At 59.2% G+C, this 26,372-nt stretch carries 23 protein-coding genes; 13 read left to right on the top strand and 10 right to left on the bottom strand.

Annotation, left to right across the window (positions count from 1 at the left end):
* From K5E37_RS20135 to K5E37_RS20110, 6 genes are all read right to left on the bottom strand, one after another.
* A partial coding sequence (locus K5E37_RS20135; protein ID WP_221534959.1) for an ATP-binding cassette domain-containing protein occupies positions 1 to 617 on the bottom strand: 617 nt, incomplete at its 3' end.
* 1 nt (position 618) lies between these two features.
* Positions 619 to 1,494 carry an ABC transporter permease gene (locus K5E37_RS20130; protein ID WP_085603597.1) on the bottom strand — a complete coding sequence of 292 codons (876 nt, stop codon included), beginning with the start codon at positions 1,492 to 1,494 and terminating at the stop codon, positions 619 to 621.
* Complete coding sequence (locus K5E37_RS20125; protein ID WP_221534958.1) at positions 1,491 to 2,447, bottom strand: ABC transporter permease; 957 nt, start codon at positions 2,445 to 2,447, stop codon at positions 1,491 to 1,493. The genes K5E37_RS20130 and K5E37_RS20125 overlap by 4 nt, the downstream gene beginning before the upstream one ends.
* A 48-nt stretch (positions 2,448 to 2,495) precedes the next feature.
* Complete coding sequence (locus tag K5E37_RS20120; RefSeq protein ID WP_085745637.1) at positions 2,496 to 4,133, bottom strand: ABC transporter substrate-binding protein; 1,638 nt, start codon at positions 4,131 to 4,133, stop codon at positions 2,496 to 2,498.
* 94 nt (positions 4,134 to 4,227) lie between these two features.
* The gene (locus K5E37_RS20115; RefSeq protein WP_085603587.1) at positions 4,228 to 5,502 is read right to left on the bottom strand and encodes an FAD-binding oxidoreductase; all 1,275 of its coding nucleotides are present in this window, start codon (positions 5,500 to 5,502) and stop codon (positions 4,228 to 4,230) included.
* 32 nt (positions 5,503 to 5,534) lie between these two features.
* Positions 5,535 to 6,203 carry a haloacid dehalogenase type II gene (locus K5E37_RS20110; protein ID WP_221534957.1) on the bottom strand — a complete coding sequence of 223 codons (669 nt, stop codon included), beginning with the start codon at positions 6,201 to 6,203 and terminating at the stop codon, positions 5,535 to 5,537.
* A gap of 592 nt (positions 6,204 to 6,795) precedes the next feature.
* On the opposite strand from K5E37_RS20110, the gene K5E37_RS20105 reads away from it, so the two are divergent.
* Positions 6,796 to 7,650: a GNAT family N-acetyltransferase gene (locus K5E37_RS20105; protein ID WP_221534956.1), complete on the top strand. Its 855-nt coding sequence runs from the start codon at positions 6,796 to 6,798 to the stop codon at positions 7,648 to 7,650.
* Positions 7,651 to 7,711: 61 nt separating this feature from the next.
* Positions 7,712 to 8,419 carry a cupin domain-containing protein gene (locus K5E37_RS20100; RefSeq protein WP_221534955.1) on the top strand — a complete coding sequence of 236 codons (708 nt, stop codon included), beginning with the start codon at positions 7,712 to 7,714 and terminating at the stop codon, positions 8,417 to 8,419.
* A gap of 2 nt (positions 8,420 to 8,421) precedes the next feature.
* Here the strand turns inward: K5E37_RS20100 and K5E37_RS20095 are convergent, their stop codons facing one another.
* Genes K5E37_RS20095 through K5E37_RS20085 form a run of 3 tightly spaced genes read right to left on the bottom strand, consistent with a single transcriptional unit; the run spans position 8,422 to position 11,509 of the window.
* A complete protein-coding gene (locus K5E37_RS20095; RefSeq protein ID WP_221534954.1) occupies positions 8,422 to 9,810 on the bottom strand; it encodes an LLM class flavin-dependent oxidoreductase in 1,389 nt (462 codons plus the stop codon).
* A gap of 35 nt (positions 9,811 to 9,845) precedes the next feature.
* Positions 9,846 to 10,691 (bottom strand): amino acid ABC transporter permease, encoded by an 846-nt coding sequence (locus K5E37_RS20090; protein WP_085603571.1) that lies wholly within the window; start codon positions 10,689 to 10,691, stop codon positions 9,846 to 9,848.
* Positions 10,688 to 11,509 carry an ABC transporter substrate-binding protein gene (locus K5E37_RS20085; RefSeq protein ID WP_085603569.1) on the bottom strand — a complete coding sequence of 274 codons (822 nt, stop codon included), beginning with the start codon at positions 11,507 to 11,509 and terminating at the stop codon, positions 10,688 to 10,690. The genes K5E37_RS20090 and K5E37_RS20085 overlap by 4 nt, the downstream gene beginning before the upstream one ends.
* 236 nt (positions 11,510 to 11,745) lie before the next feature.
* On the opposite strand from K5E37_RS20085, the gene K5E37_RS20080 reads away from it, so the two are divergent.
* The 6 genes from K5E37_RS20080 to tspO all read left to right on the top strand — a co-directional run bounded on the left by K5E37_RS20080 (position 11,746) and on the right by tspO (position 18,617).
* Positions 11,746 to 12,864, top strand: a complete 1,119-nt coding sequence (locus K5E37_RS20080; RefSeq protein ID WP_221534953.1) for an SMP-30/gluconolactonase/LRE family protein — start codon at positions 11,746 to 11,748, stop codon at positions 12,862 to 12,864.
* Positions 12,865 to 13,143: 279 nt separating this feature from the next.
* Positions 13,144 to 13,305 (top strand): hypothetical protein, encoded by a 162-nt coding sequence (locus tag K5E37_RS20075; RefSeq protein ID WP_164872148.1) that lies wholly within the window; start codon positions 13,144 to 13,146, stop codon positions 13,303 to 13,305.
* A gap of 373 nt (positions 13,306 to 13,678) precedes the next feature.
* A complete protein-coding gene (locus K5E37_RS20070) occupies positions 13,679 to 14,221 on the top strand; it encodes a DUF3833 domain-containing protein (RefSeq protein ID WP_221534952.1) in 543 nt (180 codons plus the stop codon).
* Between the two features lie 25 nt (positions 14,222 to 14,246).
* Positions 14,247 to 15,785, top strand: a complete 1,539-nt coding sequence (locus K5E37_RS20065) for a cryptochrome/photolyase family protein (RefSeq protein WP_221534951.1) — start codon at positions 14,247 to 14,249, stop codon at positions 15,783 to 15,785.
* A gap of 161 nt (positions 15,786 to 15,946) precedes the next feature.
* Positions 15,947 to 18,121, top strand: coding sequence for a hybrid sensor histidine kinase/response regulator (locus tag K5E37_RS20060; protein WP_221534950.1), 2,175 nt, complete (start codon positions 15,947 to 15,949; stop codon positions 18,119 to 18,121).
* A 37-nt stretch (positions 18,122 to 18,158) separates the two neighbouring features.
* On the top strand, positions 18,159 to 18,617 hold the full coding sequence (tspO, locus tag K5E37_RS20055; RefSeq protein WP_221534949.1) for a tryptophan-rich sensory protein TspO: 459 nt from the start codon (positions 18,159 to 18,161) through the stop codon (positions 18,615 to 18,617).
* Positions 18,618 to 18,652: 35 nt separating this feature from the next.
* On the opposite strand, the gene K5E37_RS20050 is transcribed toward tspO, so the two are convergent.
* Positions 18,653 to 19,630 carry an NAD-dependent epimerase gene (locus K5E37_RS20050; RefSeq protein WP_221534948.1) on the bottom strand — a complete coding sequence of 326 codons (978 nt, stop codon included), beginning with the start codon at positions 19,628 to 19,630 and terminating at the stop codon, positions 18,653 to 18,655.
* Positions 19,631 to 20,235: 605 nt separating this feature from the next.
* Between K5E37_RS20050 and rfaH the strand changes: the two genes are divergently transcribed.
* The 5 genes from rfaH (at position 20,236) to K5E37_RS20025 (ending at position 26,372) form a co-directional block, all read left to right on the top strand.
* Positions 20,236 to 20,772, top strand: a complete 537-nt coding sequence (rfaH, locus tag K5E37_RS20045; protein ID WP_007951327.1) for a transcription/translation regulatory transformer protein RfaH — start codon at positions 20,236 to 20,238, stop codon at positions 20,770 to 20,772.
* Positions 20,773 to 20,810: 38 nt separating this feature from the next.
* On the top strand, positions 20,811 to 21,971 hold the full coding sequence (locus K5E37_RS20040) for an outer membrane beta-barrel protein (RefSeq protein WP_221534947.1): 1,161 nt from the start codon (positions 20,811 to 20,813) through the stop codon (positions 21,969 to 21,971).
* A gap of 12 nt (positions 21,972 to 21,983) precedes the next feature.
* Positions 21,984 to 22,517, top strand: a complete 534-nt coding sequence (locus K5E37_RS20035) for a polysaccharide biosynthesis/export family protein (protein ID WP_221534946.1) — start codon at positions 21,984 to 21,986, stop codon at positions 22,515 to 22,517.
* 2 nt (positions 22,518 to 22,519) lie between these two features.
* Positions 22,520 to 24,832, top strand: coding sequence for a GNVR domain-containing protein (locus K5E37_RS20030; protein ID WP_085603542.1), 2,313 nt, complete (start codon positions 22,520 to 22,522; stop codon positions 24,830 to 24,832).
* A 148-nt stretch (positions 24,833 to 24,980) separates the two neighbouring features.
* Positions 24,981 to 26,372 (top strand): undecaprenyl-phosphate glucose phosphotransferase, encoded by a 1,392-nt coding sequence (locus K5E37_RS20025; RefSeq protein WP_115077992.1) that lies wholly within the window; start codon positions 24,981 to 24,983, stop codon positions 26,370 to 26,372.

The following is a 26,372-nucleotide window of genomic DNA, read 5'->3' as shown; positions in this document are numbered from 1 at the left end:
GCGCCACGGTCACGTACCACGCGCTTGAACGCACGCAACACGTCGATCTGGGTCGTCACATCGAGCGCCGTGGTCGGCTCGTCGAGGATGACCAGCAACGGATCACTGATCAGCGCCATTGCCGCCATCACCCGCTGCAATTGCCCCCCGGACACCTGGTGCGGGTAACGCTGACCGATGTGATCCGGGTCTGGCAGGGCCAGATCGCGGAACAGCTCAATGGCCTTGGCCTCAAGGGTGGCGCGGGTGCCGAGGCCGTGAATCAAGGCGCCCTCCACCACTTGGTCGATCAGCTTCTTTGCCGGGTTGAAAGCCGCCGCAGCGCTCTGCGCGATATACGACACCCGATTACCGCGCAGGCCCTGCAATTGCTGCTCGCTGAGCGCGAGCATGTCGTGCTCGCCGACCTGTACCACGCCGCCGGACAACCGACAGCCCCGTCGGGCATACCCCAACAAAGCGAGGGCGATGGTGGTCTTGCCAGAGCCCGATTCGCCGATCAACGCCAGCACTTCACCTTGTTCCAGGGCAAAGCTCACCCCTTTGACGATCTCCGTTTCTCCATGCTCGCCGCAAGCAACCACGCGCAGGTCTTCAACTCGAATCAATTGGGTCATTTCAATGGCCTCCCGTGCGGCGACTACGTCGCGACGACAATCTGTCGATAAACAGATTCACGCCGATGGTCAGGGTGCCGATGGCCAGCGCCGGGATGACGATGGCCGGGGCGCCCTGATTGAGGCCGCCGATGTTTTCCCGCACCAGCGAACCGAGGTCGGCATCCGGCGGTTGCACGCCCAGCCCGAGAAAACTCATGCCGCTGAGCAGCAACACGATGAAACCAAACCGCAAGCCCAGGTCAGTGAGCACCGGGTTGAGCATGTTCGGCAGGATCTCCACGCAGGCGATGTACAAACGCCGCTCGCCACGGGTTCGGGCGACCTGCACATACTCCAGCGCTTCGATGTTCACCGCCATGCTGCGGGCGATACGGAACGCGCCCGGGGCGAAGCTCAACACCGCCGTGCTGATCAGCAGGGTCACTGAAGAGCCGAACGCCGAAACCATGATCAACGCGAGCATCTTGCTCGGGATCGAGATAAAGGCGTCCATCAAGCGGCTGATCACTTCGTCCAGCCACTTCGGCGACACCACCGACAGCAGCGCACAACCGGTGCCCAGCGCACTGGCCAGCACCGCCGCAATCAACGCCAGGCCCACGGTGAAGCGCGCGCCGACGAGCACCCGGCTGAGCATGTCGCGGCCCAGATAATCAGTGCCGAACGGGTACACCGCGCTGATGTTGTCGAACACGTTGCCCGAGACCACTTCGCCGACCGGATGCGGCGCCAGCCACGGGCCGAATAATGCAACCAGCAACCAGATAACGCAGATGGCCGCACCGATGAGTCCCAGCCATACGGGTCCGTGAGACACCTTGCCGGCTGACAGATCGGGGGCTGCGGGCGTCGATTTCACAATGAGATTGTTCATTGGTTTCTCAGCCTCGGATTGGACAGAATCGCGCACAGGTCGGCAATCAGCACCAGACCCAGATAAGCCGTACAGAACAACATGGTGCAGGCCTGCACCAGTGCCATGTCACGGTTGGTCACGGCATCGACCATCAGGCTGGCGATGCCGGGATAGTTGAAGATGGTTTCGACAATCACCACCCCGCCGAGCAGATACGACAGGCTCAGCGCAATCGCATTGGCGATCGGCCCGATGGCATTGGGCAACGCGTGACGCAGCACGATGCGCATCGGACTGACGCCTTTGAGCCGGGCCATTTCCACGTAGGGGCTATCGAGCTGGTCGATCACTGCCGCGCGTGTCATCCGCGCCATTTGCGCAACGATCACGCAGCACAGCGTCATCACCGGCAATGCGTAGGTGCGCATGAATTGCCACGGTGAAGTGATGTCGCTGGCATAGGACAGCGCCGACAACCAACCCAGGTTTACCGCAAAGATCAGCACCGCGAGGGTCGCCACCAGAAACTCCGGCACCGCAACCATGGCCAGGGTGGTGAAACTCAGGACACTGTCGATCCGCCCGCCACGGCCCATCGCCGAGCCGACGCCGAGAACCAGAGCCACCGGCACCGACACCAGCGCCGTGGCGGCCGCCAGCATCAAGGTGTTGGGCACGCGCCCGGCCATCAGCTCGACAACCGGCATCGCGTTGGATACCGACACGCCCATATCGCCACTGAGCAGGCTCATCAACCAGTGCAGGTAACGCACCACACCGGGCTGATCGAGCCCCAGTTTCAGGCGCAGCGCTGCCACCTGTTCCGGGGTGGCAAACTGGCCAAGGGATTGTTGTGCCGCGTCTCCAGGCAGTACCGCGGTGATCGCAAACACGACCATCGATACGATCAACAAAGTCACGATCGCGGCGCCCAGCCGCCGTCCGATCAACCACAGTGTGTTGCTATTCATCGCCTACCCTCCTGCAACCTGGCTTGCCGTTCATTTCGACGGCTCTGTTCAAGCGTCCAGCCAGACCTGCTCGGCGAACATGTAACCCATGAAGCCGCCGAGCGGGTTGCTGCCGTAGCCCTTGATCCGTTGATCGACGCCGTCGATGTTGCTGATGAACACCGGTATGCCGATGCCACAGTGGTCGTGCACCAGGGTCTGCATGTCCGCGTACATCTTGCCGCGCTTGGCATCGTCGGTTTCGCCGCGGGCGAGCATCAGCAACTGATCGAACTGCTCGTTCTTCCAGCCGGACTCGTTCCACGGCGCCTTCGACTGGAAGAACTGCGAGAACATCACGTCGGCGTTCGGACGTGGGTTGATGTTGCCGAAGCTGATCGGGTGCTTCATCCAGTGGTTGGACCAGTAGCCGTCGCTCGGCAGGCGCTTGACGTCGAGTTTGAGCCCGGCCTGTTTGGCCGACTGCTGCAACAACACTGCGATATCGACGGAACCCGTTGCGGCAGGCGACGCAAACAGCTCCATGCTGATGTTTTCCATGCCCGCTTTTTTCAGCAGGAACTTGGCTTTTTCAGGGTCGTAGACCGTTTGTGGCAGGTCGCTGTTGTAGTAGCGCGAGCCGGGCGCGATCGGATGATCGTTGCCGACCACGGCAAAGCCGCGAAACACCGCCGACTTGATCTGTTCGCGATCGAGCAGGTACTTCATCGCCTGGGTGAAATCGGCGTTCTGACCCGGCAGTTGATCCTGACGGATGATCAAATCAGTGTAGTTGCCCGACGGCGCATCAACGACCCGGTGTTTGGCGCTGGCCTTGATCCGGTCGGTGGAGCGCGGGTTGACCTCGTTGATCATGTGCACGTCGCCGGACAGCAGCGCGTTGACCCGCGACGGCTCGTCGCCGATGGCAATGAATTCGATTTCGTCGAGGTACGGCAGGCCAGGCTTCCAGTAGCCGGTGTTGCGTGCGGCCACCGAACGTACGCCCGGTTTGAACTCCTTGACCTTGAACGGTCCGGTGCCAATGCCCTGGTTGAAGTCGGTGGTGCCTTCGGGAACGATCAGCAGATGCGAGACGGCCAGAATCGACGGCAATTCGGCGTTCGGTGCAGTCAGGCGAATCTGTACTTCGTTGGCCCCCGTGGCCTTGATTTCGGCGAACTGCTCCATCAGCGGCATGACTTTGGAGCCGGTCAGCGGATCCTTGTGTCGTGACAGCGAGAACACCACGTCGGCCGCGCTGAGGGTTTTGCCGTTGTGGAAAGTCACGTCCTTGCGCAGGGTGATCGTCCACAGGGTCGCGTCGGTGTTGTCGATGCGCTCGGCCAGCTCCAGTTGCGGCACCAGGTGCGCGTCGAAACGGGTCAGGCCGTTGTAGAACATGTAGTGCCGCACATAATCGGTGGACAGCGCGCCTTTGGCCGGATCGAGGGTGTCGGCGGTGGAGCTGGACATGCCGGCGACACGTATCCGCCCACCCGGCTTGCCTTTGCCCGGCGTCGCCGTATCGTCGGCCAACAGCTTGCCCGCGGCACCGAACAGGCTGCCGGCGCCGGCAGCCGCTACGCCGGCCACACCGAGCATTTGTAACGCGTGACGGCGTGACATGCCGCGATTGAGGCCTTCGAATACCCGCAGGCTTGCTTCGCCTGAGATCAATGGTGAGTCGTTCTTGTGATCAGTCATTTCAGTGCTACCTGTCGAAATTAAGAAGGCTCAAGTGTTCCGGTTGGCCGGAACGTCCTGGAAACGCAAACGACGGTAAAGCCACAACATCAGCTCAATGCAAATAGTCCTGAAAGCGGTAGTAGGCGCCCACGAAAGGCAGGAACCACGGCTTGCCGAAATGCCCGGGGATCGCCGGCCAGTCGAGTTCACGCCAGGGGTTGGCCTCGGCATTACCGGCCATCACATCGGCCATCACCTGCCCCATGTGCACCGACATCTGCACGCCGTGGCCGCTGTAACCCATCGAGTGGAACACGCCGCCGTGCTGGCCGGCTCGCGGCAAACGGTCGGAGGTCATGTCTACCAGGCCGCCCCAGCAGTAATCGATCCTGACGCCGGCCAGTTGCGGGAACATCTGGACCATCGCCGCCTGCAGCACCTTGCCGCTCTTTGCATCGTTGACACTGTCGGACATGGCAAACCGCGCGCGCCCGCCAAACAGCAAACGGTTATCCGGGGTCAGGCGGAAGTAGTTACCGATCATTCGGCTGGTGACATAAGCGCGGCGCCCCGGCAGCAACTGATCGATCAACGCCCGTGGCAGGACCTCGGTGGCAATCACGAAACTGCCCACCGGCACGATTCTCCGCCGATACCAGCCCAGACCACCGTGCTGACAGGCACCGGTCGCCAGCAGAACCTGCCCGGCGTGCAGCGAACCCTTGCTGGTGTTGACCTGATAACCGCCGGCCCGCGCTTTCCAGTCGAGCACCGAGGTACCCTCATGGATCAGCGCGCCGTGACGCACCGCCGCTTCTGCCAGACCGATGCCGAAACGCCCGACGTGCATCTGCACGCCATTGCGCTGCAACAGGCCGCCATGGAACTGCGCAGAGTTGACTTCGGTGCGGGTCTGTTCGGCCGACAGCAATTCAACATCGGCATCGACTTCGTTGCGGATCAGCTCGCAGGTGCGGGCCAGGCCTTCGTAGTGCAGCGGTTTTGCCGCCAGTTTCAGCTTGCCGTTGCGCAGCAGGTCACAGGCGATCTGCTCCTGCTCGACCAGCGACACAACGCTTTGCACGGCACTTTCGTAAGCCTGGTAATAGGCTTTCGCCCGGTCGGCACCGAGACTGGCGCTGAGGCTGGCGTAATCCTGCGCCACCCCCGTGTTGCACTGCCCGCCATTGCGTCCCGAAGCCTCGCCGATCACGCGCCCGGCTTCCAGCACCACCACACTGGCGCCCTTGAGCGCCAGGGCCCGGGCCGCCGCCAGACCGGTGAAACCGCCACCGACGATGGCCACATCGACTTGCCCGGGCAAACCGCCGAGCTGTGCGCCGGTGAAGGCCGGTGCGCTGTCGAGCCAGTAGGATTCACTGCCCATGTTCAATCCCGCCTTTGCCAATGAGGATGTCGTTACAGGCCGACCAGTCCGGCCAGACCGCCGATGTCCGGGATCTGGTGGTAGCTGTAGAAGGCGTTGCCCGGTACTTCGTGACCACGGGCGACGAAGGCCTTGTTCTTGATCTTCATGTCGTGGGCCGGCATCAGGTCGTAACGGAAGCTGGAGGACACATGCAAGATGTCTTCCGGGCCGCAGTTGAGGTTGTCGAGCATGTACTCGAACGCCGCCAGACGAGGTTTGTAGGCTTGTGCCTGTTCGGCCGTGAAGACTTTGTGAAAAGGTGCGCCGAGTTTTTCGACGTTGGACATGATCTGGCTGTTGCTGGCGTTGGAGAAAATCACCAAGGGAATCTTGTCGGCGATTTTCGACAGGCCGGCCGGTACGTCCGGGTGCGGGCCCCAGGTCGGAACAGCGTCGTAATACAGCTGGCCTTCGTCGCGGTATTCGATTCCCCAACGCTTGCAGGTACGCGCCAGAGCGGTCTTGAGAATCTCGTCATACGGTATCCAGTCGCCCATGACCTGGTCCAGGCGATAGGCCGAGAAATCCTTGACGAACTGATCCATCTGCTCAGCGGGAACGCGATCGGCGAAGAGTTCGCGGGTCATTGTGCCCATGTGGAAATTGGTCAGCGTTCCGTAGCAGTCGAAGGTAATGAATTTGGGGCGAAGAAAGCTCATTGAGTGCGTTCCTGAAGTTCGTTGAGGTCAATGGCGCTACAAGCATTTGCCTGGTTTGCGCAGTAGCGATGCAACGCTGCAGCACACCGTCATTACAACACCGTGAAATCAGCAGATGGCGTTAAAAGCGACCTCCGTTCGATACAAATCACCGTTTTGGTCATTCCACTCAGCAGACTTTGCGGTGCGCTCCAGCCTTGGGCAAAGCCCCTGTTTATGCGCACTTATGGGCCTTTATCTGGCGCTTTTGATTTCCGACAGCGACGTTGCCCGCAGAAACTGCGCCCCATCGCAGGCTTGGCATCAGTTGCTGCGGCGCCTGTCAGCCCGGTTCTGAATTGAGGCGATTGAACCGACATCCTGCGCCTGAGCGACGAGACTTGGTACAAGCCTTTTATAGGGTAAAAAGGCCCAAGCATTTGCTGCCGACACAAGGCCCGGATTAAGTAGTAAGTGTGGTCTTCGGGACCGTGCTTCGCGGAATCTGCCGAATATTCCCTGCCCCCTTGTCAGGCTTTCATCCAGATGGGATACAGGCTTCACCTCGCCGCAAAACCCGGCGCCAGCGCACACTCTTGATCGGAGAATCGCCATGTCCACCCCGCTCCCTTCCTACGTCTATCGGCCGATGACTGCCGACGACCTGCCCAAGGCTCATGCACTGTCCGTGCAATTGAAGTGGCCTCATCGACTTGACGACTGGGCCATGCTGCAACGGGTCAGCAAGGGCTTTGTCGTACTCGATGGAGAGCGTTTGATCGGCACTGCGTTCGCCTGTCCGCAAGGTGATTTCACGACCATTGGCCTGGTCATTGTCAGTGACGATTACCAGGGCCAGGGCATCGGGCGAAAGCTCATGGACCACGCGCTGCAGGCTTGTCAGTCGAGCACGGCGATGTTGAATGCAACCGTGGCCGGCGCACCGCTGTATGCCAGTCAGGGTTTTGTTGAGTTTGGCCGGATTCAGCAGCACCAGGGCCAGGCGCAAGCCCCTTTGCCCGGGCCATTGGCAGACGGTGAAGAATGCCGCCCACTGCGCGAGTCGGATCATGCGCGGGTGCTGGAACTGGCCAATGCCGGGAGCGGACTGGATCGGCGAGCGGTGCTCAGCGATCTGTTCTCTGTCGTCGAGCAATCGGTGGGCATTGTGCGTGACGGTCAGTTGCACGCCTTCGCCCTGCTGCGCCCGTTCGGTCGCGGCCGTTGCATCGGCCCGCTGATCGCCGAAAACCTTGAGCAAGCCCAATACCTGATCGCCACATTGCTGGCCGGGATACCGGATGCCTTTGTGCGCATTGATATTCCAGCGGATTGTGGCCTTTCCGACTGGCTGGAAGCAGCCGGCCTGAAGAAGGTCGACACCGTGGCACAAATGTCTCGCGGTGCAGCACCGCAAGCAAACAATGGCGTTCGGCAGTTTGCCCTGGTCACTCAAGCGATCGGCTGACTATCGCGCTGGCGCTTGCCGCCCCTCAATAAATCCTCTCAATACCTGGAGCGTCACCCGTATGTCCGAACCTTGCATCATGCTGCTGGCTCGTGCCGATGGCAGTCGCGTCGACACCCCTTTCAAGCAGCAATCCTTGAACGCTGCAGACCCCTTCTCGAGCGGACGTCAGATCGCCTGGTCAGGGAGCGACGGCATATCCGCAGGCATCGTCGAAGCAGGCGAAAGCCTTGATATCAAGGACTTCCCGCACACCGAGGTGATCGTGGTTCATGCGGGGCACGTGACGTTGAAATCCCGGGAGCGGACACTGCAACTGGCCGTCGGCGCCAGCGCGGTCATCGGCCGGGGCACGGACGTGCGGATCGAAGCACAGACCGGCACCCGGTGGGCGTTTTGCGCCATGGCCACCAAAGCCGCAACGCCCGGCCTGACCCCGCTCGACCCGCTGGCACACCTGTCCCCCTCCGCCGCGCCGGAGCAACAGATTCTGATCGGTGCAACACCGCAATGCCGGTCAGGTAATGCCTTCGAAGATGCCACGACCGATCTGCGTGTCGGCGTGTGGGACTCGACGCCCTATGAACGTCACGGTCGCCCGCACAAGCTCAATGAGTTGATGTACCTGATCGAAGGCAGCGTAACGTTGCAGACGCCTGAGGGTTTGAGTGTGACCGTCAATACCGGTGACAGCGTGTTTGTTGCGCGGGGTGCGCCGTGCGCCTGGAAAAGCACGCGCTATGTACGCAAAGTGTATGCGGTCAAATAGCGTCAGCCATAAAGCGCCTTGTCGAAGCGGAACGAAGCCCCATAAGCCGAGCCAGGCAGGTGGCTGGAGTGATCTGCCCGCAACCGCGAACGGAAAGTGCCACTCTGCGGCTGAGTACGATACAGCCCACGCTTTTGCAGTTCGGGAATAACCAGTTCGACAAAGTCCTCAAGGCTGCCTGGGCTGATCAACGGGTTGAGCATGTAGCCGGTGGTGCCGGAAATTCGCGCGTGTTCTTCGATGCGGTCGGCGACTTGCTGCGGTGTACCGACGAGAATCAGGTCGCTGCCACGGGTGACGCTGGCGAAGCGCTTTTTCACGTCACCCGCCGTCAGCGGCTGACCACTGCCATCGGGGCGCATCACGTAAGAGGTCAGGCCTTCGGTGTGCGTCGATAGCGCATCGCTGTCGGCGTAGCGGCTGATGTCGATACCGGTGTCGCCGGCGTAACTGACCAGTTGTGCCTGCAAGTGATAGTTGCTTTGCAACTCGTCGTATTTGCGCTGGGCTTCGATTTCGGTTTTCGCCGTGACGATGCGCAATACCGTCAACGATTTCACGTCTTCACGTTGACGCCCCCGCGCCTCAGCCTGGGCCCAGATGTCTTCCAGGCCCTGACGGATTTCCTGCGGGTTGGATTTGGCGATGAAGATCAGCTCCGCGTGCTTGGCGGCGAACTCTCGACCGCGTCCCGACCAGCCCGCCTGAATCAGCAACGGTGTGCGCTGCGGGGACGGTGCGGTCAGATGCGGCCCGGCCACGCGATAGTGCGCACCCTCGTGATTGATCGGTCGCACCCGGTCGCCTCTGGCATACAGCTGGCGGGCCTTGTCGGCAACCACGGCGTCGTCGGCCCAACTGCCTTCCCAAAGTTTGTACACCACATCGAGAAACTCTTCGGCGCGCTCATAGCGATCGTCATGCTTGATCATTTGCTCCAGCCCGAAATTGCGGGCGGCGCTGGACAGGTAAGAGGTGACGATGTTCCAGCCCACTCGCCCATTGGTGAGGTGATCAAGCGTGCTGAAGCGCCGGGCGTGGGTAAACGGGTGCTCATAACTGGTGGTCACCGTGACACCAAACGCCAGGTTTTCCGTCACGGCCGCCAACGCCGGAATGATCATCAACGGATCGTTGGCCGGCGCTTCCACCGCCCATTTCACCGCCGCATCGGCGTTGCCACCCAGCACATCGTAAAAGCCCAGCACATCACCAAAGAACAGCATATCGAGGTGCGCCTGATCGGCAATCCGCGCCAGGTTGGACCAGTAGCCCAGCGAGTTGATCGCCAGGCGTTCGTCAGCCGGGTGCGTCCAGAGGCTCGGCGCACCGCCGCAGCCGACGCTGGCTTGTTCATAGAGTGCAAACAGCAGAGGTTTAGGATCGGACATCGTGGTTCCTGCAAGAAATCATTCAACGGAATGGCTCAGCGCTGATGCTTGAAGCCTCTGCCGTAATGGCGTTCGAGGCGATGCTGGATCAGTTCGAGACCGATGGATAACAGCCAATAGATGGCGGCTGCGGTGGTCAGCATTTCAATGTAACGGTAGGACGAACGCCCGTACGACTGCGCCAGAAACATCACTTCCCAAACCCCCATGACCGAAATCAGGGACGAGTCCTTGAGCATCGAAATGAACTGGCTGGTGGTCGGCGGAATGATCGTGCGCATGGCTTGCGGCAGGATGATATGGATGAACGTCGCGGCCGGTCTCAGACCCAGTGCGGCGGCTGCTTCGCGCTGACCAGGGGCAACCGCGAGAATGCCCGCACGAAAAATCTCACTGAGATAAGCCCCGTAGTTGAGCGACAGCGCGATGATCCCGGCGCTGATTGCACCTGGCACCACGCCCAGCTGCGGCAGCCCCAGATAGATCAACAGGATCTGGATCAACAACGGCGTGCCGCGAAAGAACGAGGCGTAGAAGCTGGCGATACCAAACGCCACGGCGCTGCTCGACAGCCTGGCCAACGCGGTGACAAAGCCCAGCAATAAAGAAAACCAGATTGAGCAGAAACACAGGAATATCGTCAGCGCGGCGCCCTGCAAGAATCCGTTCGGCCCCAGATGCAGGCCGACCAGGTTTGGCCACTTTTCCAGAATGATCGAAAACTTCAGATCGAAGCGCATGAAAAACCACACGCCCAGACCCGACAGAGCCGCCCACGTCAGATACAGGCGCGTGCGAAAACCGAACAGCTGACGTGTCAGTGGCGGCTGCTTTTGCGGGCTGACAGCCGCTTTGGCCGGATGCGGGTTGATGGCTGTCATTGGCTGATATCAGAACCGATCCACTTGCGGGATATTTTGCTCAGCGTGCCGTCAGTCTTGAGTTGTGCGATGACCTCGGTGACTTTCGCATTCCATTGCGGATCGCCTTTTTCGACCGCCACGACGTTCGGTTCGGCATACAGTGGCTCTCCGGCAATCTTGAAGCGCGGATCCTGAGCGATGCGTTCACGCGCGGTGATCAGGTTGGTGACCATGGCGTCCAGACGCACGCCGGTCCCCAGTGCGAGGTCCTGGAAGGCGACGGTTTCGTTGTCGTAAGGCGCGATCTGGACATTGTCGAACGGATAGCTCAACGGTTTGTCTTCGGCGCCTTCAATGACCAGATCCTTGTTCAGATAGGCCTCATAGGTCGACGCACTGATCACACCGACTTTTTTGCCGGACAAATCTTTGCCAGTGGCGATGTCCTTGTCCTTCGCATTGACCACGATCACCGCCGGTGACTGGTAATACTCCACGGGAAAGTCGAACACTTCGGCCCGCGCCTTGCTCGGTGTCATCGAGCACACGCAGATGTCGTATCGACCGTTCCAGTGCCCGGCGGCAATCACGTCCCAGGAAGGCGTTTCAAGTTTCAGCTTGACCCCAAGACGTTCGGCCACAGCTTTAGCGACATCCACATCGAAGCCGTCGAGCTGGTTCTGGTCATTGAGAAAAGAGAATGGCGGGTAACTCTCCATCAGGACACCGGTGAGTTCACCTTTTTGCGTCACGCGATCAAGAGTGGGCCCCGCGAATGCTGCAGCGCAGCTGACGGCGAGCGCCAGGCCAAGTGTCAAATGTGTCGGGATCTTCAAGTGCGAATGCTCCAATCAGGAAAAGCCTGTTTAGATTAAAACGCACTATAAAATTAATATGAACTTCGTTTTATGCATAAAAAGCTTCGCTTAGGCTATATGGATTCCACCACTATGGAGCGAAGGCCTTCATCTCCAAGCTCGACCAGAGCTGGATAATAATTCACTTGTACGATGTCCTATCACAGGCTATTACTGCGTCTCCAAAAAAAAAATAAAACCACGGAGATCGCTACATGGACTCATCCCTGTCCGCCAAGCCTGACAACCTCGAACAGGTAAAAGGCAATACACGCCGCAGCTTCCTGAAGAAGTCCCTCGCTGTTTCCGCCACGCTCGCCACCGGCAGCGCCTTGCTGCCCAGTCTCTCTGAAGCTGCCGAACCATTGAGTCAACGCTACCCGGATCCACTGATTCATATCCTCGACGACAGCTTCCTCGACCTGCGTATTTTCAACGCCAGCGTTGAAAAACTCGCCACCGGCATGCGCTGGGCCGAAGGACCGGTCTGGGTCGGTGACGGCCGCTATTTGCTGGTCAGCGACATCCCCAATAATCGCATCATGCGTTGGGACGAAATCACCGAGACCTTCACCGTGTACCGTGAACACTCGAACTTCTCCAACGGGATGTGCCGGGATCGCCAAGGGCGTCTTATCGTCTGCGAAGGCTCTACCACCACCAGCGAAGGCCGCCGCGTCACACGCACCGAATACAACGGCACGATCACCGTGCTGGCCGACAGCTTTGAGGGCAAGCCCTTCAACTCGCCCAACGACATCGTCTGCAAAAGTGACGGATCGATCTGGTTTACCGACCCGCCATTCCAGACCGGCAACAACTACGAAGGCCACAAAATCACCCCGAGCCAACCCCACGCCGTTTACCGCATTGACGGCGAGAGCAGAAAGGTCACTCGGGTGATCGACGACCTTAACGGCCCTAATGGCCTGTGCTTCAGTCCCGACGAAAAAACCCTGTATGTCGTCGAAGGTCGCGCCAAACCCAATCGCTTGATCTGGGCCATTGCCGTGAAGGAAGACGGCACACTGGGCGAGCGCCGCAAGCACATCGAGGGGCTGGACTACGCGGCAATCGACGGTATCAAGTGCGACGAAGCGGGCAACCTGTGGTGCGGCTGGGGCGGCAATGGAGATCCCAGGGCCGATCTGGAAAAACTCGACGGCGTGCGTGTTTTCAATCCACAGGGCAAGGCCATCGGCCATATTTCGCTGCCAGAGCGCTGCCCGAACCTGTGCTTCGGGGGGCGCGAAGGAAACAGGCTGTTCATGGCAAGTAGTCACTCGATCTACTCGCTTTTTGTGAATACTCGCGGGACTACGTTTGCTGTGTAAAAACGCCGTTCATCTCGCGGTCGCTTCGTGAGTATCGAAACAATATCTCGCCGCGCAGCCAGGGATGCGCGGCATTCAATGCCGGCACCGTGCGACTGGCGTAAGTCACCGGCGAATGGAGTCTTCAAGGAATGTCGGGAAAATCATTCTGACAATGCACCCGGAAGATTCGCCGTAGCACACCAGCAGCGTTCAAGGATGAACATTCATTCATCGAAAACAGGCTTCGATGCGTCTAGTCTGCGGGTTACGACATAGTGACTACAGGAGTAACCCACCATGTTCTCGCACGAAAGCCTCCCGCTGATCATCCTCTTCATCATCCTGCTGATTGGCGTACTGACCGCCATCCTCCATCCCGTACATGCGTTCCATAGCTGGCTTCAGAGACGCCGGAAAAGATCATCCGCCGAGGTTGTCAGCAAGGCGGATTCACGCTGACGTGCATGACTGGCCCGGATGAATCCGGGCCTTTTTCTGCGTGCAGGCAATGGCACCAGGCAGCGCAATGATCAATATTCGCCTCTCTCCCCCTCTACTCAAGAAAAGCTTCACGCTGTGAAGTGAGTCTTCCTCTCTGCACGAAAAAATGCCGCTTCATTGTCAGCTGGCATTTTTCCGCCTATCTTGATTAAAACCTATACAAACTCATTAGCTGCGTACAATTTCTTTTACTACGGATACGCTCCCACGCGAGACTCCGTCGCGAGATTACCTTAATGGAGACGCCCATAACCCTGTACGCGCCCCTCACTGCGTACAAGAAAATGCTTCGAACGTTCTCCCTCAACACCCGCGATCAGGGAGCAAGGCAATGACTCGATTACTGCTGTTACTGGCACTGATGCTCAACCTCGCAAGCTGCAGCAACGTGGACGTCACGCGTTATGCCGATCAACAACCGGCGCTGAGCCTGGAGCGCTTTTTCAGCCAGCCCGTCAAAGCCTGGGGGATATTCCAGAAGCCCGGCGGCGAAGTGACCAAGCGTTTTGAAGTCACGATCGTCAGCCGTCGCGAAGGCAACAACCTGATTCTCGACGAGCGCTTCCTGTACAGCGACGGCACCCGCCAGCACCGCGTCTGGACATTGACGCCCGAGGGCCAGGGACGCTGGAGCGGTCGCGCCGGCGATGTGATCGGCGCTGCCCAGGGCCAGGTTGCCGGGAACGCCGTGCACTGGGTTTATCGCCTGAACCTGGCGGTCGACGATTCGACCTATGAAGTGAGCATGGACGACTGGATGTACCTGATGGACGAGGACACATTGATCAACCGCACCAGCATGTCCAAGTTCGGGGTGGAAGTCGGTCAGGTGACTTTGTTCTTTCGCCGCCAGGGCACCGAAGCAAGCCAATGAACCGCACAACCCAGAGTTTGATTGAATGAACGTTACCCGCCGCTTGTGCCTGGTACTGGGCGACCAGTTGTCGTTCGACCTGGCTTCCTTACAAGCACTCGATGCCGAGCGCGACACGGTGTTGCTGGTTGAGGTCATGGAAGAAGCCAGCCACGTGCCCCACCATCCACAGAAGATTGCCCTGGTCTTCAGTGCCATGCGCCATTTCGCCCAGTCGCTGCAAGACCAGGGTGTACGCGTTGAATACGTCAGGCTGGATGATCCGGAAAACAGCGGTTCGGTGCCGGGTGAATTGCATCGCTGGCAAGCGCTGTTGCAGGCCGAGGAAGTGCACGTCACCGAGTGTGGCGACTGGCGGCTGGAGCACTCGATGAAGGAATGCGGCTTGCCGATTCACTGGCACGCCGATACGCGTTTTCTGTGCAGTCGCGAAGAGTTCGCCGCCTGGGCCGAGGGCAAGAAACAGCTGCGCATGGAGTTTTTCTACCGGGAGATGCGCCGCAAGAGCCGGTTGTTGCTCAATGGCGATGGCTCGCCGGTGGGTGGCGCGTGGAATTTCGATGCCGACAATCGCAAGGCCCTGCCCAAAAACGTCAAAGCCCCCTACCCGGCACGCTTCAGTAATGACGCCATCACCGCCGAAGTATTGGCACTGGTCAAAGCGCGCTTCAGCCAGCACTACGGCGCGCTCGATGACTTCAACTATCCCGTCACCCATGCCGATGCGCAGGCTCTTTGGGCGTACTTTCTCGATTACGGTCTGGCCGGGTTTGGCGATTACCAGGACGCCATGGCCAGTGATGAGCCGTTCCTGTTTCATGCGCGCATCAGTGCCGCGCTCAACATCGGACTGCTGGATCTGCGCCAGCTGTGCAGCGACGTGGAGTCGGCGTACTGGTCCGGCAGTGTTGCGCTCAATGCCGCCGAAGGTTTCATTCGGCAACTGATTGGCTGGCGTGAATACGTGCGGGGCGTGTACTGGCTGAAAATGCCTGATTACGCGCTGGGCAACTCGTTCGGCAACACTCGGCCTCTGCCCGAGTTCTACTGGACCGGCGACACGCAAATGAACTGCATGCGCCACGCCATCGGTCAAAGCTTGCAGCACGCCTACGCGCATCACATTCAGCGGCTGATGGTCACCGGCAACTTCGCCCTGCTCGCCGGCATCGCACCGAGCCAAATCTGCGAGTGGTATCTGGCGATCTACATGGACGCCTTCGACTGGGTCGAGCTGCCCAACACGCTGGGCATGGTCATGCACGCCGATGGCGGTTATCTCGGTTCCAAACCCTATTGCGCCAGCGGCCAGTACATCAATCGCATGTCTGATTACTGCCGCGGTTGCGCGTACAAGGTCAGCGAAAGCACGGCGGACAATGCCTGCCCGTTCAATTCACTCTACTGGCATTTCCTGATGCGCCACGGCGAGCTGCTGCGCGGCAATCAGCGCATGGCCATGATGTACAAGAACCTCGACCGCATGCCTCAGGCCAAGCAAGAGGCACTTTGGCAACGCGGCCAGATGCTGCTGGCCCGCCTGGATAACGGGGAGTCGATCTGAAATCAGCGTCCGCGCGGAGCCATCCGTGAAACTTACCGACGACGCCACCGGTCAACGAATGAACAACCATCCAGCCAGACCGCTTCGAGATGACCACTGCCCCAGTCCGGCCTGTCCGCCCCATGAATCCGGCCCCTGAAAAACCTGACAAAGCAGGTGAAATGGATACCCTCAAACACCTTGATCGCGAAGCACTTGAGTCCGAGGTAAAGCGATTACGCGCCGCGCTGCTGAGCAATGAAGTCGACACTGAGCAAAATGTGGCGGCCCAACTGCAGGCCAGCAGAGCTGCGCTCGCCCGCAGTGAGGAACGCTTCAGCACGATTCTGGAAACCATCGAATCGGCGTTTGCCATCGTCAAAGTCAAATTCGACGCCAACGACGAGCCTGTCGACTATTACTTCGTCGAGGCCAACCCGGCGTTCGAGCGCCAGTGCGGGGTCAACCTGCGCGGCAAATGGGTGACCGAATTCGCGCCCAATCTGGAACGCTTCTGGTTCGAAACCTACGGCCACGTGGCCAAGACCGGGGAACCGGCGAACTTCGAGAATTACGCCAATACCTTTGAACGCTGGTTCGATGTGCGCGCCGTGCGGGTCGGCGATCCGGCCGACCGGCAGATCGCGATCCTGTTCAACGACGTCACCGAACGGCGCGACGCCGAGGAGCGCTTGCGCGCCAGTGAGGCGATTGCCCGGGAGAACGTCGAACGTGTGCAACTGGCCCTCGCCGCCGGCGCGATTATCGGCACCTGGCATTGGGATCTGCTGACCGATCGTTTTGCCATCGACGAAGGCTTCGCTCAGGTGTTCAACCTCGCCCCGAGTCTGGGGCGCGAAGGCCTCAGCCTCGAACAGGTGATCACCAGCGTGCACCCCGACGACCGGGACGGGCTGACCACGGCGATCGACGAAGCCATTGGCCGCGGTGGCGCCTATTCCCATCAGTACCGTGTGCGCCGCGCGGACGGCAGGTACCAGTGGATCGAAGCCAACGGCCGCGTTGAGTGGGCCGATGACAACAAACCACTGCGCTTCCCTGGCGTACTGATTGACGTCGAGGAACGCCGCACCGTCGAGGCAGAGCGCGACGGGGCTATCGCCGCCTTGCGTGCGCTCAACGACACACTGGAACAGCGGGTGTCAGCGCGCACCGCCGAGTTGATGCAAGCGGAGGAAAAACTGCGTCAGTCGCAGAAGATGGAAGCGGTCGGCCAACTGACGGGGGGCCTCGCTCATGACTTCAACAATTTGCTGGCCGGCGTTTCCGGCGCGCTGGAATTGATGGGGACGCGGATCAGTCAGGGCCGGTTGAGCGAAGTCGACAAATACATGGTCACCGCACAGGGCGCGGTCAAGCGTGCCGCCGCCCTCACCCACCGCCTGCTGGCGTTCTCCAGACGCCAGACCCTCGATCCGCGGCCCACCGACGTCAACATGCTGATGACCGGCATGACCGAACTGATCCAGCGCACCGTGGGCCCGAGCATTCTTCTGGAAACCATTGGCTCGCCGCAGCTCTGGCCGACACTGGTGGATGCCAGTCAGCTGGAAAACGCATTGCTCAACCTGTGCATCAACGCCCGCGATGCGATGCCCGATGGCGGACGCATCACCATCGAGACCGCCAATCGCACCATGGATGCCGAAACCGCCAGCACGCTGGAGATTCCCGGCGGAGAGTATGTGTGTCTGTGCGTCAGCGATACCGGCACCGGCATGTCGGCGGATGTCATCGCCAAGGCCTTCGACCCGTTCTTTACCACCAAGCCGCTGGGCCAGGGCACGGGGCTCGGGCTGTCGATGATCTACGGATTCGCCAAGCAGTCCGGCGGCCAGGTGCGCGTGCACTCGCAAGTCGACCGGGGCACCACGATGTGCATCTACCTGCCGCGTCACTGTGGCGAACCCGTGCAAAGTCCCGATGACCAGCACATCGCACCGGCCGTAGCCCCCAAGGCCAACGAGACCATTCTGGTGGTGGACGATGAACCGACCGTGCGCGCCTTGTTGACCGAAGTGCTTGGCGATCTCGGCTACAACCTGCTCGAAGCAGGCGACAGCGTTGCCGGGCTTAAGGTGTTGCAATCGAACGTGCATATTGACTTGCTGATCACCGACGTCGGCCTGCCGGGTGGCATGAACGGCCGGCAACTGGCCGACGCCGGCCGGGAGATCCGGCCGAACCTGACGACACTTTTCATTACCGGATACGCAGAAAACGCAGTGATCGGCGCCGGCCAACTCGGCCCCGGCATGCAGGTGCTGACCAAGCCCTTCGCAGTCGACACGCTGGTGGCGCGGGTGATTGACCTGATGTCATCGAGAGCCAAATAGCAACCCAAGCAGACTGGCTGCGGCCAAGGAGTGATAAATGGTGACTTTCCTGATTTTCCTGATCGCCTGCGGTGCAGCCGCAACCACCGGCATGGTCTTCAAGCCCGGCCAATGGTACGCGCAGCTCAACAAACCGAAATTCACGCCACCCAACTGGGTGTTTCCGGTGGCCTGGACGACGATCTATCTGCTGCTGGCCTGGGTTGGCTACCGTTTGACGATGATTCCCGGCAGCGAAATGGTCCTGGCGTTGTGGGCGGCGCAGATTGCCCTGAACACGCTGTGGACGCCGGTGTTTTTCGGTGCGCAGCGGATCGTTGCGGCGATGGTCATTCTCGTGCTGCTGTGGCTGGTCGTCGCGGCGATGGTAGTCCTGGCCTTGCGCCTGGATGTGATCACCGGGTTGATCCTGTTTCCCTATCTGGCCTGGCTGTGTGTCGCTGCGGCGTTGAATTTCTCGATCATGCGCAATAACAGGGCAGGATTCGGCTCATGACCGGACGCCATCGGACCGAGAGCACGAGCCGGTGCTCAAATCCGATAATACTGGCGATACCAACTCACAAACTGCGCCACGCCCTCTTCAACTTCCACCTGGGGAGATAACCCGATCCATTGCGCCAGTGCTGAAACATCAGCCCAGGTCTTGATGACATCGCCGGCCTGCATCGGTAACAAGTTGCGTTGGGCCTTGATGCCCAATGCCTGCTCGAGGCAGTCGACGAAATCCAGTAACGCTACCGGTTTGCCGCGCCCCAGGTTGAAAATCCGGTTGACGCCCTGCGCCTCCTTGTCCGGTTCTGGAGGCTTTGGGCACAGCCGGACGATGCTTTCGACAATGTCATCGACGTAAGTGAAGTCCCGCGCCATCTGACCCTGGTTGTAGATATCGATCGGCCGCCCTTGAAGAATGGCCTCGGTAAACTTGAACAGCGCCATATCCGGCCTGCCCCAAGGCCCGTAAACGGTGAAAAAACGCAGGCCGCTGGCCTTCAAACCGTAAAGATGGCAGTAGCTGTCGGCAAGCAGTTCATTGGCACGCTTGGTGGCGGCATACAGGGACACAGGATGCTCGACCGCATCGTCGACGCTGTATGGCAATTTGCTGTTGGCTCCGTATACCGAACTGCTGGAGGCGTAGATCAGATGCGCGGGCGGATGGTGTCGGCAGGCTTCCAGTACATTGAGAAACCCCACCAGGTTCGATTGCGCATAGGCATCCGGGTTGTCGAGTGAATAGCGAACACCTGCCTGAGCAGCCAGATGCACAACCTCGGTGAAATCATGCGTTTTGAACAACGCCATCAAGGCAGGCTTGTCGACAATATCCAGTGTTTCAAAGTTGAAACCCCGCAGACCGCTCAACTGTTCAAGCCGTGCCTGTTTGAGATCCACACTGTAGTAATCATTGAGGTTGTCGATACCGACAACTTCCTGTCCTTGGAGGCTCAGTCGTTTGACCGTGTGATACCCGATGAAGCCCGCAGCACCTGTAACAAGAACGGTCATAATCCCTGCTCCATTTAAGCCGACAGGCGATTAGTTATAGCCTCGGTCGACTTATTGAGTCCAGCCTTTATAACAACACCCAATATTGGGGATAGTTTCTGATCTAAATCACAGCCTCGACCGTGGTAAGCAAAAAAAGTTTCTACCATTCAGACAAAAGGAAATACCATTTAAAAACAACAGCTTGAATACTGGCAAATTCATTACTGGATGGATGGCGTGTTTTTTGACTGGTAACGTTTGACAGACCGCAAAGTCTGGCCGATAACTACCAAGGTTGATTTTTTACAGGGCGCGAGCAATCACTTACTCGCGCCCTGTCGCTTCAGGGGCAACTACTTAGTTACCTAACCTTAAGGCTGCGACGAACAGACCGTGCGGTAGCTTTGTCTTCTAAAAAGTTAAGCCGACAATGACCCGAAGACGCCGCATAACAGGGCACAACTTCACCGCGCGATGTACACCAATGAAACACTTGTGATTCATGATTGAAACACTTCACTCCCCCCAACAATAAGAAATGCACTTTCACAGCCTGCCATTACTTAGCCTTCGTTAGAGCTTCTGCCTGCCATAAACTTTCGATCATCAAAGAGTTTACAAGCATGCCAGTCATCAGCTCGGACCAACCTAATTGGTACCTTTTACAATGCAAGCCACGTCAGGATGAGCGTGCCCACCTCAACCTGCTTCAACAGAACTACGTGGTCTTTCACCCCCAACTCGTCAGTGAGCGCGTCATTCGCGGGAAACGACAGCGAGTCCAGGAATCCCTCTTCCCCGGGTACTTGTTCATCCAACTCAGTCGTGACGACAACTGGGCACCCTTGCGTTCCACTCGAGGGGTCAGTCGCTTTGTCGAATTCAATCATGGTCCCGCGACAGTGGCGGAGCACGTCATCGAGCATCTGCGTGCACGTTGCCTTGAATCAACGTTGTCGGAGCCGGACGAAGCGCTGAAACCCGGAGAAAACCTGCAGATCGTCAGCGGTCCGCTCGCGCCACTGGAAGGCGTGTTCCTGGGGTTGCACGGTACCGACCGCGTCATGATCCTTCTGCAGTTTCTTAACCGTGAGCAGCCTGTCTGTTTGCCACTCAGCGTGATTGAACGTCAACAAGCCGGTTTTCACACCTATAACTAACGACTTTGCCTTACATGCCTTTGCTCAGGAGCTCTAACATGGCTTTAAAGTCACGATGCCCTGTCGCACTGATGATGGCCTGCCTCTATCCGGAAATGGCCTGGAGCATCAATCCGCAAGCCATTGATGTTTACGGATTCGACTTCACGCCATCCTTCCTGTTTTCAGAAAGTTATGACGACAACTTTCGCGAGTTGGAAAACAGCAAGCAGTCCTCCATGGTCACCAAGTTGGCGCCCTCTTTCGAGCTCAAGGCCGAGGATCGCAACAGCGCCACCCGGCTGATCTGGCAACCTACTCGCTACATTTATCACGATGAGTCGGATGCCTCGAACACGGCACAACGCGTGCGAGCGGACAGCATCATGGAGTTTACCGACCGGCATCGCCTGAAGCTTGATGCCGAGTACCGGAAATGGGAGCGCACTGAATCGACGGCGGTCGAAGGCATCAACGACAAGCTCAACAACAAACGCGTGGGGGGGCTCTACACCTTCGGGGCGAAAAGCGCTGACAATCAAATCGATCTCGGGGCCAGTTACGCCCAACTGCGCTACGACAACGCTGATGGCATCAACGACGACAAGGAACGCAATACCACGGCCCTCACCAGCACCTGGTATCACCGCATCGGCAGCAACACCCGGGGTCTGGTGGAATATAACCACACCGACTTTGATTACCAGCAGGCCAACAGCCCGCGCAGCAGTAAATCCGACGCCGTCATGGCCGGTGCCGTATGGGATTTCACGGCACGCACGACGGGTAAAGTCCGCGTCGGTTACGAGAAAAAGAACTTCGACAACAGCGAATCCAAAGACCTCGACAACCCGACCTGGCAAGTCGATCTGCAATGGAAACCGCGGACCTATTCGACATTCACCTTCGTCGCTCGCCAGGCCCTTGCCGAGGGTGACGACGGCGCTGATGCCGTGAAGTCGACCTTCACCCAGGTCGGCTGGCGTCACGGCTGGACTGAACGGATTACTACCGTGGCACAGGCCGGTTACGGCCGCTATGTCTACGAAGGCCAAAGCCGTACCGACAATCTTCAGGACTACAACCTGGCCGTGGTGTACGCCATGCGCCGTTGGCTGGATATCGAACTGGGTTATCGATATCGCGACAACGATTCCGATGCCGACGATGAAAGCTTCACCCGCAACGTGTTCCAGATCAGCTTCAACGTCAGCCTTTAAGAGGGTTTCGACATGAACGCTCGCTTGGTTTTTATTTTGTTCGCGTTGTTTCTCATACCTCATACCTACGCGGCAGATCCCGACACGCAATACAAACTGGCTGCCGGCGACGTGTTACGAATCATCGTTTTCGGTGAGCCGGAATTAAGCATGAAAAAGATCCGGCTCAGTGACGCCGGCACCTTTTCCTATCCGTTCCTGGGCGAGATTTCCGCCAAGGGACTGACTCCCGGCCAGGTCGAGAAAATCATCGTCGACGGGCTCAAGCAGGGTTATCTGATCGACCCGAAAGTCAGTCTCAGCCAGATCGAATACCGCTCGTTCTACATCAATGGCGAAGTGAAAAAGCCCGGCAGCTACCCGTTCGTGCCCGGACTGACACTGGAGAAAGCCATCGCGCTGGGCGGCGGCCTGACCGAGCGCGCCTCGATGAAGCGAGTGACCATCTTGCGCGGCGATGGTGGCGCGACCGTGACCGATAACGTTACGCGAAGCACCACGATTGCCCCCGGCGATACCATTTCCATTGCACAAGGCTTTTTCTGATCATGGACAACAGCCCTAGCAACTACGTCGAACGTCCTCTTCAAGCGCATCTGCATCCGCAGCACGCCGAAGACAAGGACACCCTGGATCTGCTCAATCTGTGGAGGGTCATCTGGCGCGCCAAATGGAGCATCGGGTGGCTGGTTCTGCTGAGCTGCGCATTGGCGGCCGCTGTGGTCTCCAGCATCACGCCGCAATACATTGGCAGCACCACCCTGCTGTTCAACGACAAGACACCTCCTCTGATGTCCTTCCAGCAAGTCAAGGACTCAGGCGGCAACGCCACTGATTACTTGCAGACCCAGCAGGCGCTCTTGCAATCGCGGGACCTCGCCGAACGCGCGGTGAAAAAACTCGGCCTGACGACCCACCCGGTCACCGACCCGCGCCAGCAGCCAAAGCCCTGGTTTGCTCCGCGCCAATGGCTGGCCAATCTGGACCTTGATCAATGGATCCCGGGATTGGGTCGATTTTTACCGCCGAAGAAAGAGGAGCTCACTGAAGCAGAGGTCTTCAATCAGGTCACGCAGAACCTCATGCTGCACACCAGCGTCAAGTTCGTTGGCAAAAGCCAGCTGCTCGAAATCGAAGTCGAGTTGCCAGACCCTGTTCTCGCAGCGGCGGCGGCCAACGCACTGGCTCAGGGCTTTACCGACAGCCAGCTCGATACCAGCGAGAAATCATCGCAAACCACCACGGCGTGGATGAACACTCGCCTGATCAAGCTGCGCGATAACCTGCGTGCGGCCGAGAAAAAACTGCAGGGTTACCGCGAAGAACAAGGTCTGGTGGATGTTGGAGGCGTCGCCACCATCAGCGCCAACGAACTGGAAATGACCGGTAACCGCATGGTCGACGCCCGTCGCAACCGCGCTGAAGCCGAGAGCGAGTATCGGCAGGCCAAGGCCTTGGGCAACGGCGATCTGAGCCGGCTCTCCAGCGTGCCTGCGGTCTTGAGCAATCCCCTGGTGCAGAAATTCCAGGCCGATCGCGCTGTGGCTCAAGCCAAGGTCGATGAACTGGCGGGACGCTACGGTCCGAAGCACCCGAGCCTGATTTCCGCACAAACCGAGTTGCGCACCGCCACCACCAGCCTGCAATTGCAGGTCCAGCAAGTGGTGGCCGGTATCGAGCGGCAATACCAGCTCGCCACGGCGAGTGAAGCGTCGCTGCGTCAATCCTTCAATAGCAACAAGGCGCAAATCCAGGACATCGCGCGCAAAGAATTCCAGTTGCGCGAGTTCCAGCGTGAGGTCGACAGCACACGCGCGCTGTATGAAACCTTCGTCACCCGTCTGAAAGAAACCACGGCCACCGCCGACATGGACTCGACGAAAGTGCGCATCGTCGACCCGGCCATCGTTCCAGTCGACGCAAGCAAACCCCGCAAGACATTGATTGTCGCAATCGTCGGGCTGGTCGCTGCGGTCATCGGCGTCGGGCTGGCACTGCTCTTCGAAAGTCTGAGCAATACCTTCAAAACCGATGAGACGGTCGAGAGCGTGTTGAATGTTCCACTGCTCAGCGTCGTGCCGCTGGTGATAAAGAAAAGTCGCCGGCAACTGGCGCGCCTGTTCGAGGACAACGACAACCCGCGTTTTTCCGAGACCATTCGCAACCTGCGCACCTGGTTGATGTTGCAAAGCAGCGAAAAACCGTCACAAGTGGTGCTCGTGACCTCCACGGTTGCCGGCGAGGGTAAAAGCACCATCGCCACCAACCTCGCCAGTTCGCTGACACCGCTGGAACGCGTGCTGCTGATCGATGCCGACATGCGTCAGCCAACCCTGTCGCTGAACTTTGATTTTCCGCCGGACAGCCCCGGACTGGCGAATGTCATTGCCGGCACGGCCAGGCTTGAAGACTGCATTGTTTCAGTGGGCAATCTGGACATGCTGCCGGCCGGGAAGGTCTTGCCGCCGTCGCTGGATATGTTCGTTGCGCCGCGCCTGCCGTCCCCTGGCGATCCGCTCAACCCGGTTCAGCCACCGCCACAGGATTTGCTCAGCTCGCCGCGCATGGCGCGCATGCTCGAGGCGCTCAGATCACGTTATCGCCACATCATTATCGACTCACCCCCTGCGGAGATGATCAGTGACGCGCTGTTGCTGGCCAGACATTCCGATGCGGTGATCTATGTCGTCAAGGCTGACAGCACCTCGATCAGCCAGGTTCAGCGAGGGATTGCCATGTTGCAACAAAGCCATGTGCCGGTCTTTGGCACGGTGCTCAACCAGGTCGACCTGCGCAAGGCGCGCAAGTACGGCTACCACCACTCCCGGGCGTTCTATAACTACGATTTCGCGCCCAGGTAACCATCGGGCGCATACGCCCGCCGCTACGCCCTCTTCTGCCAACGCACCACTCGCTTCACCTCCGCCGAGCTACGGAAAAGCCATCGGGAGGCACCTCGTGCCTGTTCGATTCGCGCTGATGCATGAATGCTGTCTTGAGGTTAAGCCCATGACGTCGCTCTATACCGCTCACATGACACACCGCCGAGGCCTGACGTTCTGGGGCCAGTGGCTGTGCGCACTGTCGCTGGTGACAGCGCTGTTGATGCTGCTCGTGCAGTGGCGCGTCGGCAGTCTGACCAGTGAATACCGCATCCTGATCATTCTGACCGTGCTCGGCTCGGTGCCGATCTACAGCGTGATGCAGGTCTACCACAAGCGCCATGGCTTGCTGGTCGGGCTTGGCAGGTTGCTGGCCGGTTGGTTGATCCTGCTGGCCGTTCTGGCGGCGATTGCGTTCTTCACCCAGACCAGCGCCATTTATTCACGCCAGGTGATCATGGTCTGGGCGGTGCTGGGCTTCGTGGTTCAGGCCTTGAGCTTTTTGCCTCTGCATTACCTGGCCCGTCTGTATTCGCGCAGGGTCTGCAACGGACGCCGCTCGGTGATCATCGGTACCTGCCCGACGGCCCATGAACTGGCGAAAAAACTGTCGCTGCCGAACCGCGCGCTGGTGCTGGGCTTCATCGCCGCTGCCGACAGCAGTGGCCCCGCACCCAGCATTCTGCCGTTGCTCGGCCATGTTTCCGCCATCCGCGAGATCATCACGGGCCTGGAAGTGCGTCGCGTCTATATCGTGCTGCCGATGGCCCATGCCGCCACCATCGAAGCGCTCTACATCGACCTGTTGGACATGAATGTCGACGTGGTGTGGATCCCGGATTTCGGCAGCATGGTGTTGCTCAACCATTCGATCTCGGAAATCGAGCGGATGCCGGCCATCTACCTCAACGAGAGCCTGCTCAGCTCGCACCCTGCCAGCCTGTTTTGCAAGGATCTGTTTGAACGCAGCCTCGCCGGCCTGGCCATTGCCCTGCTCAGCCCCTTGCTGCTGGTGGTGGCCGTTGCCGTCAAGCTCACCTCCGCAGGCCCGGTGCTGTTCAAGCAGAACCGTCATGGTTGCAACGGTGAAGTGATCAAGGTCTGGAAGTTTCGCTCCATGCACGTCCACGACGACCAGGAGGTTCGCCAGGCCACCCGCAACGATGACCGCCTGACGCCGATCGGCGGTTTCCTGCGCCGCAGTTCCATCGACGAATTGCCTCAGCTGTTCAATGTCCTGTCCGGCCGGATGGCCCTGGTCGGCCCGCGCCCGCATGCCGTCACCCACAACATTTATTACACCGGCAAGGTGCGCGCCTACATGGCCCGGCATCGCCTCAAGCCGGGTATCACCGGGCTGGCCCAGATCACCGGCCACCGTGGCGAAACCGAGACCGTGGAAAAAATGCAGCTGCGCGTTGCCCAGGACCTCAACTACATCAACCAGTGGTCGCTGTGGCTCGACATCAAAATCCTTATCAAGACCCCCTTCACGCTGTTCTCGAAAAACATCTATTGA

Source organism: Pseudomonas sp. RIT778 (assembly GCF_019718735.1).
Classification (GTDB): Bacteria; Pseudomonadota; Gammaproteobacteria; order Pseudomonadales; family Pseudomonadaceae; genus Aquipseudomonas; species Aquipseudomonas aphyarum.
This window is presented reverse-complemented; position numbering and strand designations above follow the sequence as displayed.

Bases quoted from the DNA above. Each gene is read 5' to 3' on its own strand.
- K5E37_RS20065 (WP_221534951.1), top strand. From the start codon at position 14,247: ATGAACGTTACCCGCCGCTTGTGCCTGGTACTGGGCGACCAGTTGTCG.
- K5E37_RS20095 (WP_221534954.1), bottom strand. From the start codon at position 9,810: ATGTCCGATCCTAAACCTCTGCTGTTTGCACTCTATGAACAAGCCAGC.
- K5E37_RS20115 (WP_085603587.1), bottom strand. From the start codon at position 5,502: ATGGGCAGTGAATCCTACTGGCTCGACAGCGCACCGGCCTTCACCGGC.
- K5E37_RS20035 (WP_221534946.1), top strand. From the start codon at position 21,984: ATGAACGCTCGCTTGGTTTTTATTTTGTTCGCGTTGTTTCTCATACCT.
- K5E37_RS20060 (WP_221534950.1), top strand. From the start codon at position 15,947: ATGGATACCCTCAAACACCTTGATCGCGAAGCACTTGAGTCCGAGGTA.
- K5E37_RS20040 (WP_221534947.1), top strand. From the start codon at position 20,811: ATGGCTTTAAAGTCACGATGCCCTGTCGCACTGATGATGGCCTGCCTC.
- K5E37_RS20130 (WP_085603597.1), bottom strand. From the start codon at position 1,494: ATGAACAATCTCATTGTGAAATCGACGCCCGCAGCCCCCGATCTGTCA.
- K5E37_RS20030 (WP_085603542.1), top strand. From the start codon at position 22,520: ATGGACAACAGCCCTAGCAACTACGTCGAACGTCCTCTTCAAGCGCAT.
- K5E37_RS20100 (WP_221534955.1), top strand. From the start codon at position 7,712: ATGTCCGAACCTTGCATCATGCTGCTGGCTCGTGCCGATGGCAGTCGC.
- K5E37_RS20125 (WP_221534958.1), bottom strand. From the start codon at position 2,447: ATGAATAGCAACACACTGTGGTTGATCGGACGGCGGCTGGGCGCCGCG.
- K5E37_RS20105 (WP_221534956.1), top strand. From the start codon at position 6,796: ATGTCCACCCCGCTCCCTTCCTACGTCTATCGGCCGATGACTGCCGAC.
- K5E37_RS20080 (WP_221534953.1), top strand. From the start codon at position 11,746: ATGGACTCATCCCTGTCCGCCAAGCCTGACAACCTCGAACAGGTAAAA.
- K5E37_RS20050 (WP_221534948.1), bottom strand. From the start codon at position 19,630: ATGACCGTTCTTGTTACAGGTGCTGCGGGCTTCATCGGGTATCACACG.
- K5E37_RS20110 (WP_221534957.1), bottom strand. From the start codon at position 6,203: ATGAGCTTTCTTCGCCCCAAATTCATTACCTTCGACTGCTACGGAACG.
- tspO (WP_221534949.1), top strand. From the start codon at position 18,159: ATGGTGACTTTCCTGATTTTCCTGATCGCCTGCGGTGCAGCCGCAACC.
- K5E37_RS20090 (WP_085603571.1), bottom strand. From the start codon at position 10,691: ATGACAGCCATCAACCCGCATCCGGCCAAAGCGGCTGTCAGCCCGCAA.
- K5E37_RS20075 (WP_164872148.1), top strand. From the start codon at position 13,144: ATGTTCTCGCACGAAAGCCTCCCGCTGATCATCCTCTTCATCATCCTG.
- rfaH (WP_007951327.1), top strand. From the start codon at position 20,236: ATGCCAGTCATCAGCTCGGACCAACCTAATTGGTACCTTTTACAATGC.
- K5E37_RS20025 (WP_115077992.1), top strand. From the start codon at position 24,981: ATGACGTCGCTCTATACCGCTCACATGACACACCGCCGAGGCCTGACG.
- K5E37_RS20120 (WP_085745637.1), bottom strand. From the start codon at position 4,133: ATGACTGATCACAAGAACGACTCACCATTGATCTCAGGCGAAGCAAGC.
- K5E37_RS20070 (WP_221534952.1), top strand. From the start codon at position 13,679: ATGACTCGATTACTGCTGTTACTGGCACTGATGCTCAACCTCGCAAGC.